The following is a 22,928-nucleotide window of genomic DNA, read 5'->3' on the forward strand; positions in this document are numbered from 1 at the left end:
AAGGAGTTCATATGAAGGTTTTTTCTCCACTGATTCTGCTGACGTGCTGCAGCATGCTGGCGACCCCGCTTCTGGCGGCTGAACCAGCACCGGAAGCCAGCGAATGTGTGGTCAAAAGTCAGGAAATCAGCAAAAAGATCGAAGAAGCAAAAACCGAGGGCAACAAGCCTCAGCAAGCTGGCCTGGAAAAAGCCCTGAGCGAAAACAACGCCAACTGCACCGAAGCTTCGCTGCTCAAGGAACATGAACAGAAAGTGCTGGACGCCAAGCGGGAAGTCAAAAAGCGCGAGTCTGACCTGAGCAAAGCCATGAGCAAAGGCGATCCGGACAAAATCAACAAGCGCAAAGACAAACTGGCCGAATCCCGCAAAGAACTGCAAGACGCCCAGACCGAACTGGAAGACCTTCAGCCGCAGGATTGAATCGAGAGCTGCCCAAAATGCGCCCACTGTAGGAGCGGACGATCAGCGCGAGGCCGCGAAGTCTGTCTGACCACACCGCTATCGCGGCCTCGCGCTGCCGGTGCGCTCCTGCAGGCCTTGCGGTTACATCATGGTCAGGCAGGCAGCGGCGTGGCTGAAGCGATAAACAGCCCGATGATCAGGCCAATACCTACCAACCACGCGATCGAGCGCAGTGCAGCCCAGTCAGCCAGATAAAAAATGATGTAGAGCAGTCGACTGGTGATGAACAGTACCGCAACCACGTCGATCGTCACCAACTGCGCATTACCCGCGATGTGGGCGATGATCACTGCGGCGGCAAAGCCCGGCAGGATCTCGAAGCTGTTGAGCTGCGCCGCATTGGCGCGCGCTGGCAAACCTTCGAGGTTATTCAGGAAATTACGCGGGTTGTGGTTGTGCTTGCCATTGAACTTGCCACTGGAAAACTTGGCGATGCCTGCACAAACGATCGGCAGAATAATCGCGACCAATACGCACCAGAATGCAACCGTCATAGCAGAATCCTTATAGTTTGATTTTCATAACCAGCATGCCAAGCAGAACCAGGCCACATGCTAAGAGCCGGGGTCGGCCAAAAGGTTCTTTCAGATAACGCATGCCAAACAGCACCACCAGAATCACGCTGACTTCGCGCAAGGCCGCAGCCTCCGCCACCGAGCCCAACTGCATCGCCCACAACACCAGAGCGTAGCTGAACAACACGCACAAGCCGACGCTTAACCCCAGCCGCCATTGCTCACGCCAGAACAGGCTGAACGGCGCACGTTTGTAGGTGATTGCCAGTAACGGAAACGGCCAGGCGCTGATCAGCGTGAGCCAGACCAGATAATCGAGCGGATGCACGCCCATCTGCAACGCCTGGCCGTCGATCCAGGTGTAGCAACCGATGCAAACCCCGATCAATGCAACCACCGGCAGCAGCGACCACGGCAGTCGATCACCGCCACCGCCCTGCCAAAGCAGGCATATCATGCCGCATGGGATCAGCAGAATACCGAGGATTTGCTGGGCGCTCAGTTCTTCGCCGACAAATATCAAAGTGAGAGCCAGCACCACCAATGGCGACAGCCCACGCATCAGCGGATAGACCAACCCTAGGTCACCGACTCGATAGGCCTGAATCAGCAAATACCGGTACAGCAGCTCGAACAACGCCGAGGCGATCATCCATGGCCAGATGGCAGCAGGCGGCGGCTCGACAAACCCCACGGCCAGAACCGCAAATAGCAACGCCACAAAGTCCATGCTGGCGATGACCAACAACCGTTCACCGCTGAATTTGATCAGGGTGTTCCACGTAGCGTGCAGTATCGCCGCGATCAACACCAAAGCCGTAGCCAGCAAAACACTCTCCCTGTTTAAGATCAGACTGCCGTACCTGTCACCGCAAAAAACATAGGACCTGTAGGAGCGAACTTGTTCGCGAACGGCTGCGCAGCAGTCGTAAATCGGACGACCCGATTCCAGCAAATGCACCGAGTCGCGGCCATTGCTGCCGCTTCGCGCCAGATCGCGAACAAGTTCGCTCCTACCGGGGTCTACGCGAGTTCAATAGGATCGGCTGTCACACCTTGTCCAACCTCCGCCAATGAGAATCCTTACGATTAACGTTTAACCCCGCATCGTAAGGAAGTTCCATGCACTCTGTTTTTCGTTTGCGACCGACTGTCGCCATGACGAAGCTCGCGCTGGCGTGCCTCATCGCCCAAAGCGCCTGCGTTCAGGCTCAAGAAACCACCGCCGCCCCGGCGATCACTCTGGAAGACGTGACCGTCACCGCTGCCGGTTATGAGCAGAGCGTAGAGGATGCACCTGCTTCCGTGACAATCATTACCGGCGATGAACTGCGCAAGCGTTCGTTCCGCGATCTGACTGACGCCCTGCGCGACGTTGAAGGTGTGACCGTCAATGGTGGCGCCAACGAAACCGACATCTCGATCCGCGGCATGCCGGCTGATTACACCTTGATTCTGGTGGATGGCAAACGCCAGAGCGCTCGTGAATCAAGGGTCAACGGCAACTCGGGCTACGAGCAGAGCTTCATTCCTCCAGCCGAAGCCATCGAACGAATCGAAGTGGTGCGCGGCCCGATGTCCTCGCTGTATGGCTCGGATGCCATTGGCGGCGTGATCAACGTCATTACCCGCAAGGTTTCAACCGAATGGGGTGGCTCGGTTACTTATGATTATTCGGCGCGCCAGCACAGCGATCAGGGCAATGCACGGCAGACCCAGTTCTACCTCAATGGTCCGCTGATTCAGGACACTTTGGGGCTGCAAGTCTGGGGTCGCTATCTGGATCGCCAGGCAGACGATGACGTGGAGGAAACCAACGGTTTCAGCAAAGCAGACCATAAGGACCTGACCGCACGCCTGGCTTTTACCCCAACCATCGACCACGACATCCTGCTGGAAGCCGGTGCTACCCGCCTGAAAAATGGTGATGGTGTAAGCCCGAACTGGGCCACCCGCGAACAGGAAAATAACCGTGATCACTGGTCGATCTCTCACCAGGGCCGTTGGGACTGGGCCACCTCGGACGTTTCGTTCGCACAGGAAGAATCCAGCCGTAAAGGCGTAGCCAGCGCAACGCAGCGCGACGTACTGGGTCGCAAGCCTACTGTGAAGAACTCGGTGTTTGACGCCAAGCTGGTGATCCCGACCGAACACAACATCACCACCACCGGCCTGCAATGGAACGAGACGACGGTCACTGACTGGAACCAAGGGTTGGGCGACCGTGTGAACTACGAGTACTCCGTGGTGCAGAAAGCACTGTTCGCCGAAAACGAATGGGCGATGACCGACACTTTCGCGTTGACCACCGGCCTGCGTATGGACCACCACGAACAATACGGCGTGCATTTCAGCCCGCGTGTTTATGGCGTGTGGCATGCAACCGACGACTGGACCATCAAAGGCGGCGTGGCTCGCGGCTTCAAGGCTCCGGAATTGCGTGCAGTGATCGAGGACTACGCCGTACTGCGCCGCAACACGTTCGCGATGCTCGGTAACCCGGACCTCAAGCCTGAGACGAGCACCAACTACGAGCTGTCGGCACTCTGGTCCAACCGCAATAACCTGTCGGCTGGCGCAACGGTGTTCTACAACGACTTCAAGGACAAGCTGTCCACGGTGACCACCGACCAGTTCTTCGGTCCGTACATCATCATGGAACGAGTCAACGTCGATAAAGCTGTGATTCAGGGCGCGGAGCTGAACGGACGCTGGGACATCACGTCTGCGCTGGCACTGAAAGCCAACTACACCTACACCGACTCGGAGCAAAAATCCGGTGCCAACGCAGGCGCACCATTGGCACTTACACCCGAGCACAAGGCCAACGTACGCACTGACTGGACGCTGTCCGACAAGACCCAGCTCTGGGCAGCCGTCAATTACTACGGCGAGGAGTACGGCAACACCATCACCGACGAATCGTCGCCGGGCTACACCACCGCAGACTTCGGCGGCTCGTATGAGCTGACCAAAAACGTCTCGTTCAACGCCGCGCTGTACAACCTGACCGACAAGCGCCTGGACGACGAAACCTACGGCACCGTGAACTACGGCCGCACGCTGTGGGCGTCGACGACCGTGCGGTTTTAAAGTACCCGTTGCACGAGTTGAAGTGAGCTCCCACAGGAATCACTGATGACGTGGGACCGGCTTCAGCCGGGAAGAGGCCGGGACAGACGTTGAATTTTTATCAGCAGAAATACCGCCTTCCCGGCTAAAGCCGGTCCCACGTCGTCAATTAGCTTGCGGGCAAACGTAGGTTCTCCCACAGGTTCTCATTTCAAGGCTGGGGCATTTGTAAATGTCCAAAGCACATCAAACCGCAGCAGGCAATCGCACCACCGCACACAATCCGGCAGGCGGGCGGTTTTCCAATACCAGTTCCCCGCCATGCGCCTGAATACAGGCTCGGGCGATGGCCAGACCCAAGCCAAGTCCGCCACCCTGGCTGATATCAGCCCCTCCCCGCCCTAACTGCACGAACGGTTCGAACACCTGCGTCAGCCACGCAGGTTCAATCCCCGGCCCATGATCGAGAATCTCCAGACGGATCATCCCGACGCCCTCACGGCTCAGGCTGATCTGTGCGTCACCGGCATGGCGCAACGCGTTATCGATGAGGTTGGTCAACGCTCGCTTCAGCGCCAGCGGCCGACAGCGGCAACTGATCTGCTCACCGCCCTCCCACGTCACCGGCTGCTCCATGATCCGGTAACGTCGCGCCAGATCGTCGAGCATCTCGTTCAGCGATACCGTCACCGTCGCTTCCTGAACCGCATCGCCGCGCACGAAATCCAGCGTCTCGCGCACCATGGCCCGCAGCTCATCAAGGCTTTCCAGCATGTCATCGCGCAAAGGACCGTCTTCGATCAATTCAACCTGCAGACGCAGCTCAGTGATTGGCGTATTCAGGTCATGACTCACCGCCGCCAGCATTCGGGTACGACCTTCAACATGGCGGGCGATGCGCTCCTGCATCACGTTGAATGCGACAGTCAGGTCCCGGGCCTCCTGTGGACCAGACAGCGGCAGCGGCGCAATCCACTCACCTCGGCTGACTCGCTCGGTCGCCTCGGCCAGCGTCTTGACCGGCTGTACGATCCGGCGCATGAAGAAAATCACGATCAGCAGGACCGGGATGGTCGTCACCGGCAAGGTGTAGGCCAGTAACCGGCTCCACTCATAGGCACCCGCCGGATGCTGCAAGGCATTGAGCGTCTGCCCATTGGGCAAAACGATGCTGGTACGCAACCGCAGCGGTGCCCAGCCTGCACGGAAAAACACCGCCTCCCGGGCCGGGCCACCCGTGACTCGCTCCAGCTGGATATTCACCGCCATCTCCGGCGTCAGCGCCAGACGTGCGCGTAGTTCCTGCGCCAGACGCCGCTCTTCTTTGTGCATATCAAAAGGGCTGACCTCGGGCTGCCGGGCGATCCAGAAGCGCGCATCGTGCGTCTCCATGGTTGCCAGCACCCGGGACGCATCAGCCGCCGACAGCTCATGGGCGACGTGGTACGCCGTGGTCAATCGCTCAAGCGTCAGGGTGCGGGATAGCGGATGAATCAGCGCGCCGGTACGTTGCAAAAACAACATCGCGATGCCGTTGGATGCCAACAGCGCCAGCAGCAGAAGCAGGCCCAATTGATGGGTCATACGCTTGGGCCAACACCGGCTCAGCCACTTCACAGGTGTTGCACGCTGACATCCGCCGCCAGCATGTAACCGCCGCCCCAGACAGTGCGCAGCAATTGCGGTTGCAAGGGATCATCCACCAGCTTGCGACGCAGACGACTGATCTGGCGGTCGATGGCGCGATCATAAACATCACTGCCAGGACGCGCGGTCAGGTCCAGCAGACGCTGGCGATCAAGGGTCTGATTGGGATGTTTCAGAAATACCGTCAGTAGCCTGCTTTCGGCGGTGCTGAGCTGGACCTGGCTGCCGTCAGCGTGCAGCAATTGCTCGGTCGAGCTGATGAAACTCAGGCCAGCGAATTCGTAGCGCTGTGCCGATGAGGCACTCAACGCCTGATCGACGCTCACTGGCGTACCGCGCCGACGCAATACGCTGTTGATCCGTGCGACCAGCTCACGCGGCTCGAAGGGTTTGGTCACGTAATCATCCGCGCCCAGATCCAGCCCTTTGACCCGATCAGCCGAGGCGTCGCGAGCGGTCAGCAGGATCACCGGAATGTTGGCCCGGCGATGCAACATCCCGCACAGCTCAAAGCCGTCGCCATCGGGCAGCATCACGTCCAGCACCACCACATCAAAGGACTGCTGCTTGAGCAACTGCCACATCCCGGCCGCATCTTCAGCAGTGCGCACATCAAACGAATGACGACGCAGATACACCGCCAACGGATCGCGGATCTTGCGGTGATCGTCGACCACCAGAATGCGTGGCGGCGAAGGGTTGGCGGTGGGTTCAGCGCTCATTTCGTTCCTGATAGTGCACTCTTGGAGCTGACGCGGTGTTCTCAAGCTGCAAACACGGACCTCTGTGGGAGCGGTGCTTGCCCGCGATAAGGCAGATGCGATCTAAAGTGAACCGCGTCCAGCCTTATCGCGGGCAAGCACCGCTCCCACAAAAACAGCATTCCAGCTCAGATTGTTGTGGACATCCTGGTGGAGTAAACACATTTGCGGATGATTCCCATTAACGAGCCGCGATAATAGCCGATGCGCCACTATCAGGCACTCATTTGCAACGCTGTCGGCCTTCTGTGGTCCATGCCACTCCCATGGATATGGAAAAATATGTGTCCGCACACGCCAGCGGCCCATCAAACCCCTGCCCGCGCCACGCCTCAATCAACTCCGGGCACGCTTTGAATCGCATTAACAGGAAGACCGATGCTTGAACTCGTTGCTGCTTTTATCTGCCTCACCTCGCTGCTCACTTATGTGAACTTTCGTTTCATCGGCCTGCCGCCCACCATTGGCGTCATGGTCACTGCGTTGATGTTTTCGCTGATCCTGCAAGGCCTGAGTTTCATGGGCTTTCCCGGTCTCGAAGAGCGCGTCCAGCAGTTGATCGGCCAGATCGATTTCGGCGATCTGCTGATGAACTGGATGCTGTCGTTCCTGTTGTTTGCGGGGGCGTTGCACGTCAACCTTTCTGACCTGAAAAGTTATCGCTGGCCCATTGGCTTGCTGGCAACCTTCGGCGTGTTGATTGCCACCACCGTGATCGGCACCTTGGCCTACTGGATCTTTGGCTGGTTCGGCTGGCACGTCAGCTTCCTGTACTGCCTGCTGTTCGGCGCACTGATTTCCCCGACCGACCCCATTGCGGTGCTCGGCGTGTTGCGGACCGCCAATGCGTCAAAGCCGTTGAAAACCACTATTGTCGGCGAGTCGCTGTTCAACGACGGCACCGCCGTTGTGGTGTTCACCGTGTTGCTGGGTATTGCGCAACTGGGTGAAACACCAACAGTGGGCGAAACCGCCATGCTGTTTGTCCACGAAGCGGTCGGTGGCGTGCTGTTCGGCGGCCTGATCGGCTATGCCGTGTACCTGATGATCAAGAGCATCGAGCAGTATCAGATCGAAGTCATGCTGACGCTTGCTCTGGTGATTGGCGGGTCGGCCATGTCCAGCGAGTTGCATGTCTCAGGTCCTATTGCGATGGTTGTCGCCGGTCTGATCATCGGCAACCTGGGGCGCAATCTGGCGATGAACGACATGACCCGTCGCTACATGGACGGCTTTTGGGAATTGCTCGATGACATGCTCAACGCGCTGTTGTTTGCGTTGATCGGCATGGAACTGTTGCTGCTGCCGTTCTCGTGGTCGCACATGCTGGCAGCAGGCTTGCTGGCGGTGGCGATTCTGCTGTCACGGTTCGTCACCGTTGCACCGGCCATTCTGCTCCTGCGTCGCTGGCGCACCGTGCCCAAAGGTACGATCCGCATCCTGACCTGGGGTGGTTTGCGCGGCGGCGTTTCCGTGGCACTGGCGCTGGCTTTGCCACTGGGGCCGGAGCGCGACTTGCTGCTGAGCATCACCTACATCGTGGTGCTGTCCTCGATCCTGTTGCAGGGGTTGAGTATTGGCAAGTTGGTCAAGGCGGTTACTCGTGGTGAAACACAGCCGCCACAAGAGCAAAACGCAGGGCACTAAACCGCCAGCGCATGACCACTCGGCTCCCGCTGAGTGGTCATGCAGCTTGAGAAGCGTGGCGTCAGGAAAACTTGCGCTTAGGGGCGGTTCTTGCGTGAGTGCAGTACAGCGTAAGCCCCGTGAAGGCCAGGCCACCCGCCAGATTACCGAGCACCGTCGGAATTTCATTCCAGACCAGGTAGTCCATGACCGAAAATCCGCCGCCCATGATCATGGCCGACGGGAACAGAAACATGTTCACCACCGAATGCTCGAACCCCATGAAAAAGAACAACATGATCGGCATCCACATAGCGATCACCTTGCCGCTCACAGACGTGGAAATCATGGCACCCACCACGCCCATCGAGACCATCCAGTTGCACAGCACCCCACGCAGAAAGATCGTCACCCAGCCCGCTGTGCCGTACTCGGCATAACCGAGTGTGCGGGACTCGCCAATGCTGGCGATTTTGTGACCAACAGCGCCAGGGTCTGCATTGAATCCGTAGGTAAAGACGAAAGCCATTATGAATGCGACTGTCAGCGCGCCTGCGAAGTTACCCAAAAACACCAGACCCCAGTTGCGCAGGATACCGTTGATATTGACACCCGGACGCTTGTCGAGCAGTGCCAGAGGCGTCAGCACGAACACACCGGTCAGCAAGTCGAAGCCCATCAGATAGAGCATCGAGAACCCTACGGGGAAGAGCACTGCGCCCAGCAATGGCGAGCCGGTCTGAACCGCAATCGTCACCGCGAATACGGCCGCCAATGCCAGTATTGCGCCCGCCATAAACGCGCGGATCAGCGTGTCACGCGTTGCCATGTGAACCTTGGACTCACCGGCATCGATCATCTTGGTGACGAATTCGGAGGGGAGCAAATAAGACATTAGCGCTTTCCTTTTTGCGTACTTTGCAGTGCGCGTGGGCTCAGTGGAGGGTGTCGCTGTTACCAGGCGCGGTAAGGCAGGAATTTTCCGTTGAGGGTCACACGCACCCGATCGCCTTTGGGGTCTTCGACCTTGTCGACATGCATTGAAAAGTCGATGGCAGACATGATCCCGTCGCCGAACTTCTCTTGAATCACATCCTTGAGGGTGTCGCCATAAACGCCGACGATTTCATACAACCGGTAGATCATTGGGTCTTGCGGGATGGTTTGATCCCAGGTTTTTTTAGGGAACACGGTCAGTGCGCTAGCCACTTCTTCATCCACGCCCAAAACTTCGCAAATCCGCGCGGCGACTTCCGGCGTAGCGCTGTTCATGCCGTAGCAAGCAGACGCCACCCATACCGAACCTTTTCCCACCGCTTCACCCAGTTCATCCCAGCTCATACCTTTGCGAGCCTTGGCAGCCATTAACAGGTGGTGCATCTCTGTTTTGTTCATCGCTCTGCTTCCTCTGAAAGATTCTGATCCGACGCGCCACCGCGCATCGTGGCTGACGAAGCAAGAGCGAAATCCGTGCCAGCCGCAAAACCCGCCCTATCTATTTGAAAGATATATAAATTTCAAAACTTGCAGTTCTCAGCCATTTCGCGAAATCTCGTAAATCGCGATTTTTAGTGAAAATTTTCACGATATCTCGTACTTAATAGCTTTGCAGATCCGCTGATACGTGCTCGAAGAGGGCAACGAAATGCCGCAGAACATCGCAGACGAGGCGTTCGAACACGCACCGCTCCCCATGCTGATCATTGATCCGCCAGCGGACCGGCTTATCCGGGCAAATCGAGCCGCGCTGGCATTGCTGGGATGCGCTGAAACGGACCTGTTCGATAGACGTTTCAGTCATTTTCTGGGCGATGGATTACCGCACTGGGTCACCTTTACCGACGAGACGCTGACCCAAGGCTCGGCATGGTCGGACGACCTCAGTCTGTTGGATATCTCGCGAAGTCAGCATGCTGTGGAGGTCAGCTCCAGCGTACTGCCCGACGGCCGTCGCATCCTGCTGTTGCTTCAGGCGCGGGATATTCTGGAAAAGCGCCGCAATCGTTCCGAGGCCCGCCGCCAGCATCGACTTGGGCACGTAGGCTGGGAGCGGATTTCCCAGGTTTTCGAGCGCATTGAACGCCAGAACAGACTGATTCTCGGCGCTGTTGGCGAGGGGATTTATGGCCTCGACACCAAAGGAGAGACGACCTTCATGAACCCGGCCGCCGAACGTATTCTTGGCTGGAATTCCAGTGACATGATCGGTCGTGACGCGCATCAGCTGTTCCATCACACCCATGGCGACGGCAGCCGCTATCCCGTTCAGCAATGCCCTATCCATGCCTCGTTCAGCGACGGTCACGTTCATCATGTCGATAACGAAGTGTTCTGGCACAAGAACGGTGAAGCCATCGCCGTCGAATACACCAGCACACCGATTTTCGAGATGGGAAGGCTGGTCGGTGCCGTGGTGCTGTTTCGGGACATTCGAGAGCGTCAGCAGGCAGAGCGCAGATTGCTGGAGGCGCTCAACGAGGTGGAACAGCTCAAACAGCGTCTGGAACTTGAAAACCAATACCTTCAGGAAGAGATAAAAGCGGAGCGTAACCATCACAATATTGTCGGTGAAAGCCCCGTCGTACTGCACCTGATCCGCCAACTGGAACTGGTCGCCCCCACTGATGCCAACGTGTTGATCAGCGGCGAATCAGGGACGGGTAAAGAGCTCATCGCCCGCGCCATTCATGCCAGCAGCCTGCGCAGCGATCGCCCGTTGATCAGGGTGAACTGTGCAGCGATTCCACGCGACCTGTTTGAAAGCGAGTTTTTTGGACATGTGAAGGGGGCGTTCACCGGCGCAGTCAGTCATCGCATCGGACGCTTTGAGCTCGCCGACGGCGGCACACTGTTTCTCGATGAAGTCGGGGAAATTCCGCTGGAGCTACAGAGCAAACTCTTGCGGGTTTTGCAGGATCAGCAATTCGAGCGCGTGGGCGACAACGTGACTCGCGTGGTGAACGTGCGGGTTATTGCAGCGACCAATCGTGATCTGCACGAAATGGTCAAAGTGGGCGCTTTCCGGGAAGACCTGTACTTTCGCTTGAACGTATTTCCGATCAGATCAGTGCCACTGCGCGAGCGTGTGGGGGATATTCCTCTGCTCGCCAGCCACTTCCTCCACAGGGCACGCAAGTCGTTCAACAAACCGGGGGTAAGACTGCCAATTGCACAGCTGCAAGTACTGAAGCGTTATTCATGGCCCGGAAATATCAGGGAGCTGGAAAACGTCATTGAGCGCCAGATGATCGTCAGCCAGGACGGAGTTTTACGCTTCGATGATTTGATTCCGCAAACCCATATAGCCGTGAACACCGATCCCGCCGACACCATTGAACCCCTGCGCGATGAGCACCTGCAGCTGCAACTCAGAGCCAATGTCATAGCGATGCTCAAACGTACGGCAGGCAAAGTGTCGGGAGAAGGCGGCGCGGCGCAATTACTGGGGCTCAAACCTTCAACCCTTGCCTCGCGTTTACACAAGTGGGGCATCGACCCCAGGGCTTATAAAAAACGCCTTTAAAGACTGGTCAAGGCTACGGATCGAGCATCGACTGACCAGAGCCAGTCTTGAGCAAAAGTGCAGCCTGCAGCGCTTACCTGCTGTCATGCGTGACTCGATTGGCTAAGATGCCTCGACCACCAGCCCGTGCTGGTGGTTTTACCGAGGCTCAGGAGCACGCATGTCCAGCAAAGAGGAGATCGCCGTCGTTGGCGGCACACCGATGATTCCCGATCAGCGTCGGGAGTTGATGCTGCGTCAATTGCGCAAGCATCAGGTACTCAGCGTGCACCAGTTGGTGGAAATGTTCGATTGCTCGCACATGACCATCCGCCGCGACATTGCCTTGCTGGAACAGGAAGGCCGTGCTTATTCGGTCACCGGTGGCGTGCGCATCGCCAGCCAGTTGCACAGCGAACCCAGCCATCAGTCCAAAGCTGTTGTCGAGCTGCCGCAGAAGCAGGGTATGGCGAGACTGGCTGCCGGTTTGTTGCACGACGATATGACGATCTACCTGGATGCGGGCACCAGTACCCTGGAAATTGTCCCGCACATTGCGGCGCTGTCGGGCATGACCGTGGTGACCAACGACTTCGGTATCGTCAACGCACTCGCTGACGCAACCCATGTGGATGTGATCCACACCGGCGGCCTGCTCGATCACCCCAACCGCTCCTGCGTTGGCGGTCTTGCTGCCGCGACCTTGCGCCAACTCGCGACTGACATCGCGTTCATGTCCACCAGCTCCTGGGATTTGCAGCGCGGCACGACAACGCCCTCGGCGCTGAAGGTCGAGGTCAAGCAAGCCGCCATGCAATCCGCCTCGCAGACCGTGTTGGTGGCAACCAGCTCCAAATACGGCACCTTCGGCATGTACAAGATCGCTGCGCTGGAACAGTTCGACATCATCATCAGCGACGCCGCCCTGGCTGAAGCGGCGGCGGACGGTATCCGCAAGCACCGGGTCGAATTGCTATTGGCACCAGCGGCCGGGCAGCGCTGAATCATGGTCATCCGCTCACTGCTGGTCGCCCTGGCCCTGCTGAGTGGAAACGCCCACGCATCAATGCGCTGCAACAGCGCCTTGATTGATGAGGGTGACCTGGCGGTGGAGGTGCTGCGCAAATGCGGCCCGCCTGCCGAACGCCAGATCATCCCGCCTGCAATGGCCGCCAATGGCCAGTTGAAACACAGCGCTGTCACAGTCCAAACCTGGGTCTATGGGCCAGAGAACGGCATGTACCGCACCTTGCGGTTCATTGATGGCCGGCTCGTTCAGATCAAAAGCAGCAAGTAACCCCCTTATAAACGGCGCAAAACCTGTGGGAGCGGTGCTTGCCCGCGATAGGCTGGACGCGATTCACTTTAGATCGCATCTGCCTTATCGCGGGCAAGCACCGCTCCCACATCAAAATATCTGCGCCCCACCAATGTGAATCCATGTGAACAATAAATAATACTTCACATTATTCGCTCACTGATTCACTATCGGATTCACAGATCAGAACAATTCCGACCGATTGCTGGCAGTGACGAGCATCGGCAACCATCCGAGGAAGACAGCATGACTAACAAGAATGTCGGCGTTATTGGCTTGGGTGCGATGGGTTTGGGCATTGCCCGCTCGTTGCTGCGCAGTGGTTTCAATGTGCATGCGTGTGATGTCCGCGCTAGTGTCACCGAGCAGTTCGCCACCGAAGGCGGCGTTGCCTGCGCCTCCCCTGCTGCCATGGCAGCCGCTTGTGATGTGATCATCACCGTTGTGGTCAACGCTGAGCAGACCGAAACCGTCCTGTTCGGTGAGAACGGTGCCATTGCAGCACTGCGTCCCGGCAGCCTGGTTATCGGTTGCGCCACCGTCGCACCGACCTTCGCGGTCGAGTTGGGCGAACGTCTGGCCTCGCAGAACCTGCTGTACCTCGATGCCCCGATCTCCGGCGGCGCAGCCAAGGCGGCCGCAGGCCAGATGACCATGATGACCTCCGGACCGGCTGAATCGTACGCCAAGGCCCAGGCCATTCTGGACGGTATGGCAGGCAAGGTTTATCGCCTGGGCGACGTTCACGGGCTGGGTTCCAAAGTCAAAATCATCAACCAGTTGCTGGCCGGTGTTCACATCGCAGCCAGCGCCGAAGCCATGGCGCTGGGCCTGCGTGAAGGTGTCGACGCCGACGCTCTTTACGAAGTGATCACCAACAGCGCGGGCAACTCGTGGATGTTTGAGAACCGTGTGCCGCACATTCTCAAAGCCGATTACACACCGCTGTCGGCTGTGGATATCTTCGTCAAGGATCTGGGCCTGGTACTGGATACCGCTCGCACCAGCAAATTCCCGCTGCCGCTGTCGGCCACTGCACACCAGATGTTCATGCAGGCTTCCAGCGCCGGTTACGGTCGTGAAGATGACTCCGCCGTGATCAAGATTTTCCCGGGCATCGAATTGCCGAAAGCCAAGCCAGAACAAGCTTAAGGGGCAACCGATGAGTAATTCTCCTGTGCGCCCTTTGCTGGGCTGCATCGCCGACGATTTCACCGGCGCAACCGACCTGGCCAACATGCTGGTGCGTGGCGGCATGCGTACCGTGCAAAGCATCGGCATTCCGACCGCTGAAATGGCGGCCGATCTGGACGCCGACGCCATCGTCATTGCCTTGAAATCCCGCACCACGCCTGCCGCCGAAGCCGTCGAGGAATCCCTCGCTGCACTGGAATGGCTGCGCGAGCGTGGCTGTGAGCAGATTTTCTTCAAGTATTGCTCGACCTTCGACTCCACCGCCGCTGGCAACATCGGTCAGGTCAGCGAAGCACTGCTGAAAAAACTCGGCAGCGATTTCACCCTGGCGTGTCCGGCGTTCCCGGAAAACGGTCGCACGATCTTCCGCGGCCACTTGTTCGTTCAGGACCAGTTACTGAATGAATGCGGCATGCAGCATCACCCGCTGACGCCGATGACCGACGCCAATCTGGTACGCGTGCTGCAATCGCAAACCCAGCAGAAAGTCGGTCTGCTGCGCTACGACAGCATCGCCAAAGGCGTTGAAGGCGTGCGCAGCAAAATTGCCGAGTTGCGCGCTGACGGCGTGAGCATGGCGATTGCCGATGCGCTGTCCGATGCCGATCTCTACACCTTGGGCGAAGCCTGCGCCGATCTGCCATTGCTGACCGGTGGTTCGGGCCTGGCCCTGGGCTTGCCGGGCAACTTCCGCAAGGCGGGCAAATTGCGTGACATCGACGCCGCCAGACTTGAGCCGGTTGTGGGCGGAGAAGTGGTGTTGGCAGGTAGCGCTTCGGTCGCCACCAATGGTCAGGTCGCGGCCTGGCTTGAAGCCAATCGCCCTGCCCTGCGCATCAATCCCTTGGAGCTGGCCGCTGGCCGTCCGGTGGTTGAGCAGGCGCTGGAGTTCGCCCGCAAAGCAGGCGAAACCGTGCTGATCTACGCCACCAGCTCACCAAACGAAGTCAAAGCCGTACAACAGCAACTGGGCGTTGAACGCGCAGGTGCCCTGGTTGAAGACGCTCTGGGGCAAATCGCGAAAGGTCTGCTTAATGCTGGCGTGCGCCGCTTCGTGGTCGCGGGCGGTGAAACCTCCGGCGCTGTGGTTCAGGCCTTGGGCGTGCAACTGCTGAAGATTGGTGCGCAGATTGATCCGGGTGTTCCGGCCACGGTCAGCAGTGGCGCTCAACCGCTGGCATTGGCACTCAAGTCCGGCAACTTCGGTGGCCGCGACTTCTTCAGCAAAGCCCTCAAGCAGTTGGCGGGGGAAACCCCATGAGCGCTGAAAACCAACGTGCGGAAAACAAGCTTCGCGAAGAGATCTGCGACATCGGCAGGCTGTTATATGGCCGTGGTTACACCGTCGGCAGCGCCGGAAACATCAGCGCGCGGCTCGATGACGGCTGGCTGATCACGCCAACTGACGCGTGCCTGGGTCGCCTTGATCCGACCGAAATCGCCAAGGTCAATCTGGCCGGTGAATGGGTGTCGGGCAGCAAACCTTCGAAGACCCTCGCGCTGCATCGCGAGGTCTACGACCGCAATCCAGGTGTCGGCGGCGTGGTGCATACCCACTCCACCCATCTGGTTGCGCTGACCCTGGCGGGCGTCTGGCAGGAGGACAACATCCTGCCGCCACTGACGCCTTATCAGGTGATGAAAGTCGGGCAGATTCCGCTCATTGGTTATGAGCGCCCCGGCTCGCCGAAAGTCGCCCAGCGCGTTGCGCAACTGGCCAACAGTGTGCGCGGCGTGATGCTCGAACGGCTCGGACCGGTTATCTGGGAAAGCTCGGTTGCCAAGGCCGCCTACGCCCTTGAAGAACTGGAAGAAACCGCTCGACTCTGGTTGATGACCCACCCCAAGCCCGCTCCGCTCGACCAGGCTGCACTGGACGAGTTGCGCGAGGTTTTTGGGGCCAAGTGGTAGTTCAAGGCATTTGATTGGGGGCCGTTCAGCGGCCTTCGACAAGACCCGGCCCAGCCGGAAAACAATAACAATGGGACTTTAAAGTATGACGCCACTAATGCTGATGTTGATTGCGGGCGCGGGCATCGCGCTGCTGCTGTTCCTGGTCCTCAAATACAAATTCCAGCCGTTCGTGGCGTTGATGCTGGTGAGCATCATTGTTGCGCTGGTCGCGGGTGTGAAACCGGCTGATCTGGTTGCCACCATTGAAGGCGGCATGGGCAAAACCCTCGGTCACATCGCGATCATCATTGCCTTGGGCGCGATGATCGGACGCATCATCGAGCTGTCCGGTGGTGCCGAAGCATTGGCGAAAACCCTGATCAACCGCTTTGGCAACCGGCGTACACCGCTGGCGCTGACCGTTGCCGGTTTCATCGTCGGTATTCCGGTGTTCTTCGAAGTGGGCGTGATCATTCTCATGCCGCTGGCCTATGGCGTCGCCCGTGCGGCACGTAAACCACTGTTGCTGTTCGCCTTGCCGATGTGTGCGGCATTGCTGGCGGTGCATGCCTTTCTACCGCCGCATCCGGGTGCTGTGGCCGCTGCCGGTCAGTTGGGTGCCGACCTGGGTCGCGTACTGATGTTTGGTATTCCGATGGTTGCGGTCCTGAGCCTGGTCGGTTACTTCATTGCTGGCCGCATGACCCGCAAGTTCTACCCGATGACGGACGATATCCGTGCCGAAGTCTACGGCCCGCATATGACCAACGCCGACCTGAAAGCCTGGCATAACGGCGACTACTCCAACACCAGCAGCGAAGCGACGCATTCGAGCAAGCCGGGTATGGAAGAAAGCGCCAGCAGTCTTGCCGCATCGCTGCCGCCCGCTCCGGCGCCTGGCTTCGGTTTGATCATCGGCCTGATCCTGCTGCCAATCGTATTGATTCTGTTGGGCACACTGGCTACCACTATGTTGCCTGTCGATTCGACACTGCGCAGTGTTTTGACTGTGTTGGGCGCGCCGCTGGTTGCGCTGCTGATCGACACCCTGCTCTGTGCATGGTTGCTGGGTACTCGCCGTGGCTGGAGCCGCACTCAGGTGTCGGACGTGATTGGTTCAGCACTGCCGGGTGTGGCCATGGTGATCCTGATCGCCGGTGCCGGCGGCGTGTTCGGCAAAGTGCTGGTGGATACCGGTATCGGCGCTGTCGTCTCCGAAGCACTGCGTACCACCGGCCTGCCGGTTCTGGCGCTGGGCTTCCTGCTGACCCTGCTGCTGCGTGCCGTGCAAGGTTCCACTACCGTTGCACTGGTGACCACGGCCGGTATTCTCAGCCCGCTGATCGCAACCCTGAACCTGACCCCAAACCACCTGGCGCTGCTGTGTCTGGCCATGGGCGGTGGCGGTCTGGCAATGTCGCACATCAACGACGCCGGTTACTGGATGTTCACCAAACTGGCTGGCCTTAATGTCGCCGACGGCCTGCGTACCTGGACCGTGCTGGTTACTATCCTCGGCACCCTGGGTTTCCTCGCGACCCTGGTGATCTGGCCATTCGTCTGATCCAACAAGACTGGAGTTCACATGCCTCGTTTCGCTGCCAACCTCAGCATGCTCTACCCGCAACATGATTTTCTCGAGCGCTTCAGCGCAGCGGCCGCCGATGGTTTCGGCGCCGTCGAGTATCTGTTTCCGTACGACTACAGCACTCAGGAGCTCAAGCAGCGCCTGAGCGATAACGGGCTGGTGCAAGCGCTGTTCAATGCTCCGCCCGGAGACTGGGCGGCAGGCGAACGCGGCATTGCTTCGTTGCCCGGGCGCGAAGAAGAGTTTCGCACCGGCATCGCTCGTGCGCTGGAATACGCAGACGTGCTAGGCAACGACCGGATTCACGTCATGGCGGGCTTGCTGCCCAGTGAAGAATTGCGTGAACGCCATCAGGCGGTATACCTGGAAAACCTTGCCTACGCTGCTGAACAAGCTGCCGAGGCGGGCATCACCGTGCTGATCGAACCGATCAATACCCGTGACATGCCTGGGTTCTTTCTGAATCGTCAGGATCAGGCGCAAGCCATCTGCAAGGAAGTCGGCGCGGCCAACCTCAAGGTGCAGTTCGACTTCTATCATTGCCAGATCGTTGAAGGCGATGTGATCTCCAAACTGCGTCGTGACTTCGCTGGCGTCGGTCATATCCAGATTGCTGGCGTGCCGGATCGTCACGAGCCGAATCTGGGCGAGCTGAACTACAACTGGCTGTTCGAAGAAATCGATCGCCTGGGTTACACCGGCTGGATTGGCTGCGAATATCGGCCTAAAGGCGACACCAGCACCGGCCTGCAATGGTTGCGCGATTGGCAGAGCCTCAAGCGCTGATTACAGTTGGCCTCGGCAACACCTAAACCTCATAAAAATAAAAAGAGGAACTGACCATGCGAGGATTCAAAAGTGGCATGTGCGCTGCGCTGCTGATCGTAGCGCAGACGGGGATGGCCTTTGCGGCAAGCGTTCCAGCAGCAGTGGAATCGGTATGGACAGCACCCAGCTTCACTTTCCACACCGGTGAAAAACTGGACGACCTGCGGATGAGTTACATCACCGTCGGCGATCCCAAGAACCCGGCGGTGCTCTATCTGCACGGCACCAATCGCCCCGCCAGTGACATGCTGGGCAAGGAGTTTGGGGGTGAGCTGTTTGGTCCGGGACAGCCTCTGGACGCCAGCAAGTACTACATCATCGCGCCCGATGGCATCGGCGTCGGCAAGTCGAGCAAACCTTCTGACGGTTTGCGCATGAAGTTTCCTGCTTACAATTACGACGACATGGTTGAGGCGCAGTATCGCCTGCTGACCGAAGGGATGGGCATCAAGCATTTGCGGCTGGTCATGGGCAATTCCATGGGTGGCATGCAGACCTGGATGTGGGGCCAGAAATGGCCGGACATGATGGACGCTCTGGTACCGATGGCCTCGCAGCCCACAGCGATGTCGGCGCGCAACTGGATCATGCGGCGCATGCTGATCGAATCCATCAAGCAGGACCCGGCCTGGAACGAGGGGAATTACACCAGCCCGCCGCCTTCGCTTCGTCTGGCTAATGTGATGTTTGGCTTCGGAACCAGCGGTGGCACCCTTGCTTATCAGGCCCTGGCGCCTACACGAGCGCAGGCAGACAAACTGGTTGATGAAAAGCTGGCAGCGCCGCTGCCGGGGGATGCCAACGATTTCATTTATCAATGGCAGTCCTCGGCGGACTACGATGTCTCGCCAAAGCTCTCGGCAATCAAAGCGCCGGTGCTGGCAATCAACAGTGCAGACGACGAGCGCAATCCACCTGAGACCGGGACGATGCAGAAATCCCTCGCCCAGCTGAAAAACGCGCGTCTGGTATTGATTCCTGCCAGTACTGAAACCCGCGGGCACGGTACGACCAACATGGCTCGCTTTTATTCTGAACCCCTGGGTGAGTTCATGAAGGCTACTGCGCGGCCTTGATGGTATTGAGATCTGTCTTTCAGTGGGAGACTCGATGTTTGCCTGCGAGCTGATAGACGACGCAAAACCCTGTGGGAGCGGTGCTTGCCCGCGATAGGGACACCGCGATCTTAAGTGAACCGTGTCCAGCCTTATCGCGGGCAAGCACCGCTCCCACAGGAGACCGCATTTCCAGACAAGACCGGCCGCTTCGGTTTATTCGTCGATCGCCTCTTCCTTGAACTGATCTTTCACGTAGGTGATTTCGGTCTTGCCGTGCGGCGCTGGCAGGCCGTCTTCGCCAAGGTTGACGAACACCATCTTCTCCACCGTCAGGATGCTCTTGCGGGTAATCTTGTTGCGCACCTGACAGGTCAGCGTGATCGAGGTACGGCCAAATTCGGTGGCGGTGATACCCAGCTCGATGATGTCGCCCTGGCGCGAGGCGCTGACAAAATTGATTTCAGAGATGTACTTGGTCACCACGCGCTGGTTGCCCAACTGCACGATGGCGTAGATCGCCGCTTCCTCATCGATCCAGCGCAACAGGCTGCCACCGAACAGGGTGCCGTTGGGGTTGAGGTCTTCAGGTTTAACCCACTTGCGAGTGTGGAAGTTCATGTCTGCTCCTGATCGTCTGCCGATTGATGCCGGTCATCATGGCAGACACAGCTGATATCAGCACAGCCATCGCTCCCTATTGAATTGATAGGGCCACGTTGATTGAGCACGTTACAGCCATGCCCTCCGTCCGCTTTATTGCACTTTTTCAATGATCGGGTTGAAGTTAGCTAAGCATCCGCCGATAGAAAACATTGGGAAGATGAGTCAGCTTGGCTATAATCCCCACCGTTTCAAAACGGTCATCTTCAGTTGATACCGTTCCCGCCACCTGTCCGAGGGGCGCTGCAGCAGGTTTTCCTGTCAGGCTCGGATGGGGCGTTGTTTGACCGGGTTGTCCCTGTCGAACCTTAAACGCACAACGGCGCCCATTCGCACACTACGAATGGAGACTCTCTAATGAGTGCAGTACTTACGCCCGCAGATTTTTCCGACTACAAAGTAGCCGACATGTCCCTGGCTGCCTGGGGCCGTCGCGAAACCATCATCGCTGAATCCGAAATGCCTGCCCTGATGGGCCTGCGCCGCAAATACGCCGGCGAGCAACCGCTCAAGGGCGCGAAGATTCTCGGCTGCATCCACATGACCATTCAGACTGCCGTACTGATCGAAACCCTGGTTGCCCTGGGTGCCGAAGTTCGCTGGTCGTCCTGCAACATTTTCTCCACTCAAGACCAGGCCGCTGCAGCCATTGCTGCTGCCGGTATTCCTGTGTTCGCCTGGAAAGGTGAAACCGAAGAAGAATACGAGTGGTGCCTTGAGCAAACCATCCTGAAAGATGGCGCGCCTTGGGATGCCAACATGATCCTCGACGACGGCGGCGACCTGACCGAGCTGCTGCACAAGAAATATCCGGCCATTCTGGACCGCGTTCACGGCGTGACCGAAGAGACCACCACTGGCGTTCACCGCCTGCTGGACATGCTGGCCAAAGGCGAGCTGAAAATCCCGGCCATCAACGTCAACGACTCGGTAACCAAGAGCAAGAACGACAACAAGTACGGCTGCCGTCACAGCCTGAACGACGCCATCAAGCGTGGTACTGACCACCTGCTGTCGGGCAAGCAAGCACTGGTTATCGGTTATGGCGACGTGGGCAAGGGCTCGGCTCAATCCCTGCGTCAGGAAGGCATGATCGTTAAAGTCACTGAAGTCGACCCGATCTGCGCCATGCAAGCCTGCATGGACGGTTTCGAACTGGTTTCGCCGTTCATCGACGGTGAAAACGACGGCACCGAGGCAAGCATCGACAAAGCTCTGCTGGGCAAGATCGACCTGATCGTGACCACTACGGGTAACGTCAACGTTTGCGACTCGAACATGCTCAAAGCGCTGAAAAAACGCGCTGTGGTCTGCAACATCGGTCACTTCGACAACGAAATCGACACCGCTTTCATGCGCAAGAACTGGGCATGGGAAGAAGTGAAGCCACAGGTACACAAGATCCACCGTACCGGCCCTGGCGCATTCGATGCCCAGAACGACGACTACCTGATCCTGCTGGCCGAAGGCCGTCTGGTTAACCTGGGCAACGCCACAGGTCACCCAAGCCGCATCATGGACGGCTCGTTCGCCAACCAGGTTCTGGCGCAGATCTTCCTGTTCGGTCAGAAGTACGCCGATCTGTCCCCGGCTCAAAAAGCCGAGCGTCTGACCGTTGAAGTACTGCCGAAGAAACTCGACGAAGAAGTGGCCCTGGAAATGGTTCGCGGCTTCGGCGGCGTTGTGACCAAACTGACCAAGACCCAGGCCGACTACATCGGCGTGGCTGTTGAAGGTCCGTTCAAGCCGCACGCGTATCGCTACTAAGCAGCGGTAAGCTTCAAGCCTCAAGCGGCAAGTAAAAGCGTTTCATTTACTTGTGGCTTGGGTTTGACGCTTGTTTCTTTATCGTTTTTACGCAGCCGTGAGCTGCAAGCTTTGGTGACAAGATTGGGCGCATTGCCCTCTTGCAGCTTTTAGCTTGCAGCTTGTAGCTGGAGGTTCCCTCCACCATGTCCCAAGACCGCAGCTTCAGCTTCGAATTCTTCCCGACGAAGACCGAGGCTGGCCATGAAAAGCTTCTGAACGTTGCTCGTCAGCTAGCCAGTTACAACCCCGCTTTCTTCTCCTGCACTTACGGTGCCGGTGGATCCACCCGCGACGGTACGATCAACACCGTCCTGCAGCTGCAAAACGACGTGAACGTGCCGTCCGCACCTCACCTGTCCTGCGTTGGCGACAGCAAGGCCGACTTGCGCGCCCTGCTGAACCAGTACAAGGAAGCCGGCATCAAGCGCATCGTTGCCCTGCGCGGCGACCTGCCTTCGGGTATGGGCGTTGCCAGTGGCGAACTGCGCTACGCGAGCGATCTGGTGTCTTTCATTCGTGAAGAGACCGGTAGCCATTTCCACATTGAAGTGGCGGCTTATCCTGAGATGCACCCTCAGGCGCGCACTTTCGATGACGACGTGAAGAACTTCGTGCACAAGGCCCAGGCCGGTGCCGACAGCGCAATCACCCAGTATTTCTTCAACGCCGACAGCTACTTCCATTTTCTGGAACGCGTACAGAAGAAAGGCGTCACCCTGCCCATCGTGCCGGGCATCATGCCAATCACCAATTACAGCAAGCTCGCGCGCTTCTCTGATGCCTGCGGCGCGGAAATCCCGCGCTGGATCCGCAAGCAACTGGAGGCCTACGGCGACGACGTGCAAAGCATCCAGACGTTTGGCGAACAGGTCATCACCGAAATGTGCGAACGCCTGCTGCAAGGTGGCGCGCCAGGGCTGCACTTCTATACCCTGAACCAGGCCGAACCGAGTCTGGCAGTCTGGAATAACCTGAAGTTGCCGCGTTAAGATA

General features: G+C 58.3%; 21 protein-coding genes and 1 riboswitch. Of the genes, 14 read left to right on the forward strand and 7 right to left on the reverse strand.

What is annotated here, in order from left to right; all coding sequences use genetic code 11:
• Positions 1-11 precede the first annotated feature (11 nt).
• A complete protein-coding gene (locus tag CKW31_RS01900; RefSeq protein WP_095092709.1) occupies positions 12-422 on the forward strand; it encodes a DUF1090 domain-containing protein in 411 nt (136 codons plus the stop codon).
• A 134-nt stretch (positions 423-556) separates the two neighbouring features.
• On the opposite strand, the gene CKW31_RS01905 is transcribed toward CKW31_RS01900, so the two are convergent.
• The gene (locus tag CKW31_RS01905; protein WP_087265763.1) at positions 557-958 is read right to left on the reverse strand and encodes an MAPEG family protein; all 402 of its coding nucleotides are present in this window, start codon (positions 956-958) and stop codon (positions 557-559) included.
• Positions 959-968: 10 nt separating this feature from the next.
• Positions 969-1,808, reverse strand: coding sequence for an EamA family transporter (locus tag CKW31_RS01910; RefSeq protein ID WP_095092711.1), 840 nt, complete (start codon positions 1,806-1,808; stop codon positions 969-971).
• A 293-nt stretch (positions 1,809-2,101) separates the two neighbouring features.
• Between CKW31_RS01910 and CKW31_RS01915 the strand changes: the two genes are divergently transcribed.
• Positions 2,102-4,072 (forward strand): TonB-dependent receptor domain-containing protein, encoded by a 1,971-nt coding sequence (locus CKW31_RS01915; RefSeq protein WP_095092713.1) that lies wholly within the window; start codon positions 2,102-2,104, stop codon positions 4,070-4,072.
• 225 nt (positions 4,073-4,297) lie between these two features.
• Here the strand turns inward: CKW31_RS01915 and CKW31_RS01920 are convergent, their stop codons facing one another.
• Together CKW31_RS01920 and CKW31_RS01925 are read right to left on the reverse strand one after the other, a co-directional pair.
• On the reverse strand, positions 4,298-5,635 hold the full coding sequence (locus CKW31_RS01920; RefSeq protein ID WP_095092715.1) for an ATP-binding protein: 1,338 nt from the start codon (positions 5,633-5,635) through the stop codon (positions 4,298-4,300).
• Positions 5,636-5,664: 29 nt separating this feature from the next.
• Complete coding sequence (locus CKW31_RS01925; RefSeq protein WP_095092717.1) at positions 5,665-6,420, reverse strand: response regulator transcription factor; 756 nt, start codon at positions 6,418-6,420, stop codon at positions 5,665-5,667.
• Between the two features lie 417 nt (positions 6,421-6,837).
• Between CKW31_RS01925 and CKW31_RS01930 the strand changes: the two genes are divergently transcribed.
• Positions 6,838-8,106, forward strand: a complete 1,269-nt coding sequence (locus CKW31_RS01930; protein WP_095092719.1) for a sodium:proton antiporter — start codon at positions 6,838-6,840, stop codon at positions 8,104-8,106.
• Positions 8,107-8,167: 61 nt separating this feature from the next.
• Here the strand turns inward: CKW31_RS01930 and CKW31_RS01935 are convergent, their stop codons facing one another.
• Together CKW31_RS01935 and cynS are read right to left on the reverse strand one after the other, a co-directional pair.
• Positions 8,168-8,980, reverse strand: a complete 813-nt coding sequence (locus tag CKW31_RS01935) for a formate/nitrite transporter family protein (protein ID WP_087265751.1) — start codon at positions 8,978-8,980, stop codon at positions 8,168-8,170.
• A gap of 59 nt (positions 8,981-9,039) precedes the next feature.
• A complete protein-coding gene (cynS, locus tag CKW31_RS01940) occupies positions 9,040-9,480 on the reverse strand; it encodes a cyanase (RefSeq protein WP_027902566.1) in 441 nt (146 codons plus the stop codon).
• Between the two features lie 298 nt (positions 9,481-9,778).
• On the opposite strand from cynS, the gene CKW31_RS01945 reads away from it, so the two are divergent.
• From CKW31_RS01945 to CKW31_RS01985, 9 genes are all read left to right on the forward strand, one after another.
• A complete protein-coding gene (locus CKW31_RS01945) occupies positions 9,779-11,608 on the forward strand; it encodes a sigma 54-interacting transcriptional regulator (protein WP_371856672.1) in 1,830 nt (609 codons plus the stop codon).
• Positions 11,609-11,768: 160 nt separating this feature from the next.
• The gene (locus tag CKW31_RS01950) at positions 11,769-12,590 is read left to right on the forward strand and encodes a DeoR/GlpR family DNA-binding transcription regulator (RefSeq protein WP_027902564.1); all 822 of its coding nucleotides are present in this window, start codon (positions 11,769-11,771) and stop codon (positions 12,588-12,590) included.
• Positions 12,591-12,593: 3 nt separating this feature from the next.
• Positions 12,594-12,884 carry a DUF2845 domain-containing protein gene (locus CKW31_RS01955; protein WP_095092723.1) on the forward strand — a complete coding sequence of 97 codons (291 nt, stop codon included), beginning with the start codon at positions 12,594-12,596 and terminating at the stop codon, positions 12,882-12,884.
• Between the two features lie 222 nt (positions 12,885-13,106).
• Positions 13,107-14,057: an L-threonate dehydrogenase gene (gene ltnD, locus CKW31_RS01960; RefSeq protein WP_256582471.1), complete on the forward strand. Its 951-nt coding sequence runs from the start codon at positions 13,107-13,109 to the stop codon at positions 14,055-14,057.
• Positions 14,058-14,067: 10 nt separating this feature from the next.
• Positions 14,068-15,360: a 3-oxo-tetronate kinase gene (gene otnK / locus CKW31_RS01965; RefSeq protein WP_095092727.1), complete on the forward strand. Its 1,293-nt coding sequence runs from the start codon at positions 14,068-14,070 to the stop codon at positions 15,358-15,360.
• Positions 15,357-16,010, forward strand: a complete 654-nt coding sequence (locus CKW31_RS01970; protein ID WP_095092731.1) for an aldolase — start codon at positions 15,357-15,359, stop codon at positions 16,008-16,010. The genes otnK and CKW31_RS01970 overlap by 4 nt, the downstream gene beginning before the upstream one ends.
• Positions 16,011-16,095: 85 nt before the next feature.
• Positions 16,096-17,556, forward strand: coding sequence for an SLC13 family permease (locus CKW31_RS01975; RefSeq protein ID WP_095092735.1), 1,461 nt, complete (start codon positions 16,096-16,098; stop codon positions 17,554-17,556).
• A 21-nt stretch (positions 17,557-17,577) separates the two neighbouring features.
• On the forward strand, positions 17,578-18,366 hold the full coding sequence (gene otnI, locus CKW31_RS01980) for a 2-oxo-tetronate isomerase (protein ID WP_095092737.1): 789 nt from the start codon (positions 17,578-17,580) through the stop codon (positions 18,364-18,366).
• A gap of 77 nt (positions 18,367-18,443) precedes the next feature.
• Positions 18,444-19,484, forward strand: a complete 1,041-nt coding sequence (locus CKW31_RS01985) for an alpha/beta fold hydrolase (protein ID WP_256582472.1) — start codon at positions 18,444-18,446, stop codon at positions 19,482-19,484.
• Between the two features lie 195 nt (positions 19,485-19,679).
• Here the strand turns inward: CKW31_RS01985 and CKW31_RS01990 are convergent, their stop codons facing one another.
• Positions 19,680-20,084, reverse strand: a complete 405-nt coding sequence (locus CKW31_RS01990; protein ID WP_087265731.1) for an acyl-CoA thioesterase — start codon at positions 20,082-20,084, stop codon at positions 19,680-19,682.
• 271 nt (positions 20,085-20,355) lie between these two features.
• Positions 20,356-20,461: riboswitch (S-adenosyl-L-homocysteine riboswitch) on the forward strand.
• Between the two features lie 22 nt (positions 20,462-20,483).
• On the opposite strand from CKW31_RS01990, the gene ahcY reads away from it, so the two are divergent.
• Both ahcY and metF read left to right on the forward strand, forming a co-directional pair.
• Positions 20,484-21,893 carry an adenosylhomocysteinase gene (gene ahcY, locus CKW31_RS01995; protein ID WP_095092741.1) on the forward strand — a complete coding sequence of 470 codons (1,410 nt, stop codon included), beginning with the start codon at positions 20,484-20,486 and terminating at the stop codon, positions 21,891-21,893.
• A gap of 185 nt (positions 21,894-22,078) precedes the next feature.
• Entirely contained in the window at positions 22,079-22,924 is an 846-nt protein-coding gene (metF, locus tag CKW31_RS02000; RefSeq protein WP_095092743.1) for a methylenetetrahydrofolate reductase [NAD(P)H], read from the forward strand.
• Positions 22,925-22,928: the final 4 nt, after the last annotated feature.

Origin of the sequence: Pseudomonas sp. Irchel 3A5, from assembly GCF_900187575.1 — a bacterium.
GTDB lineage: Bacteria > Pseudomonadota > Gammaproteobacteria > Pseudomonadales > Pseudomonadaceae > Aquipseudomonas > Aquipseudomonas folii.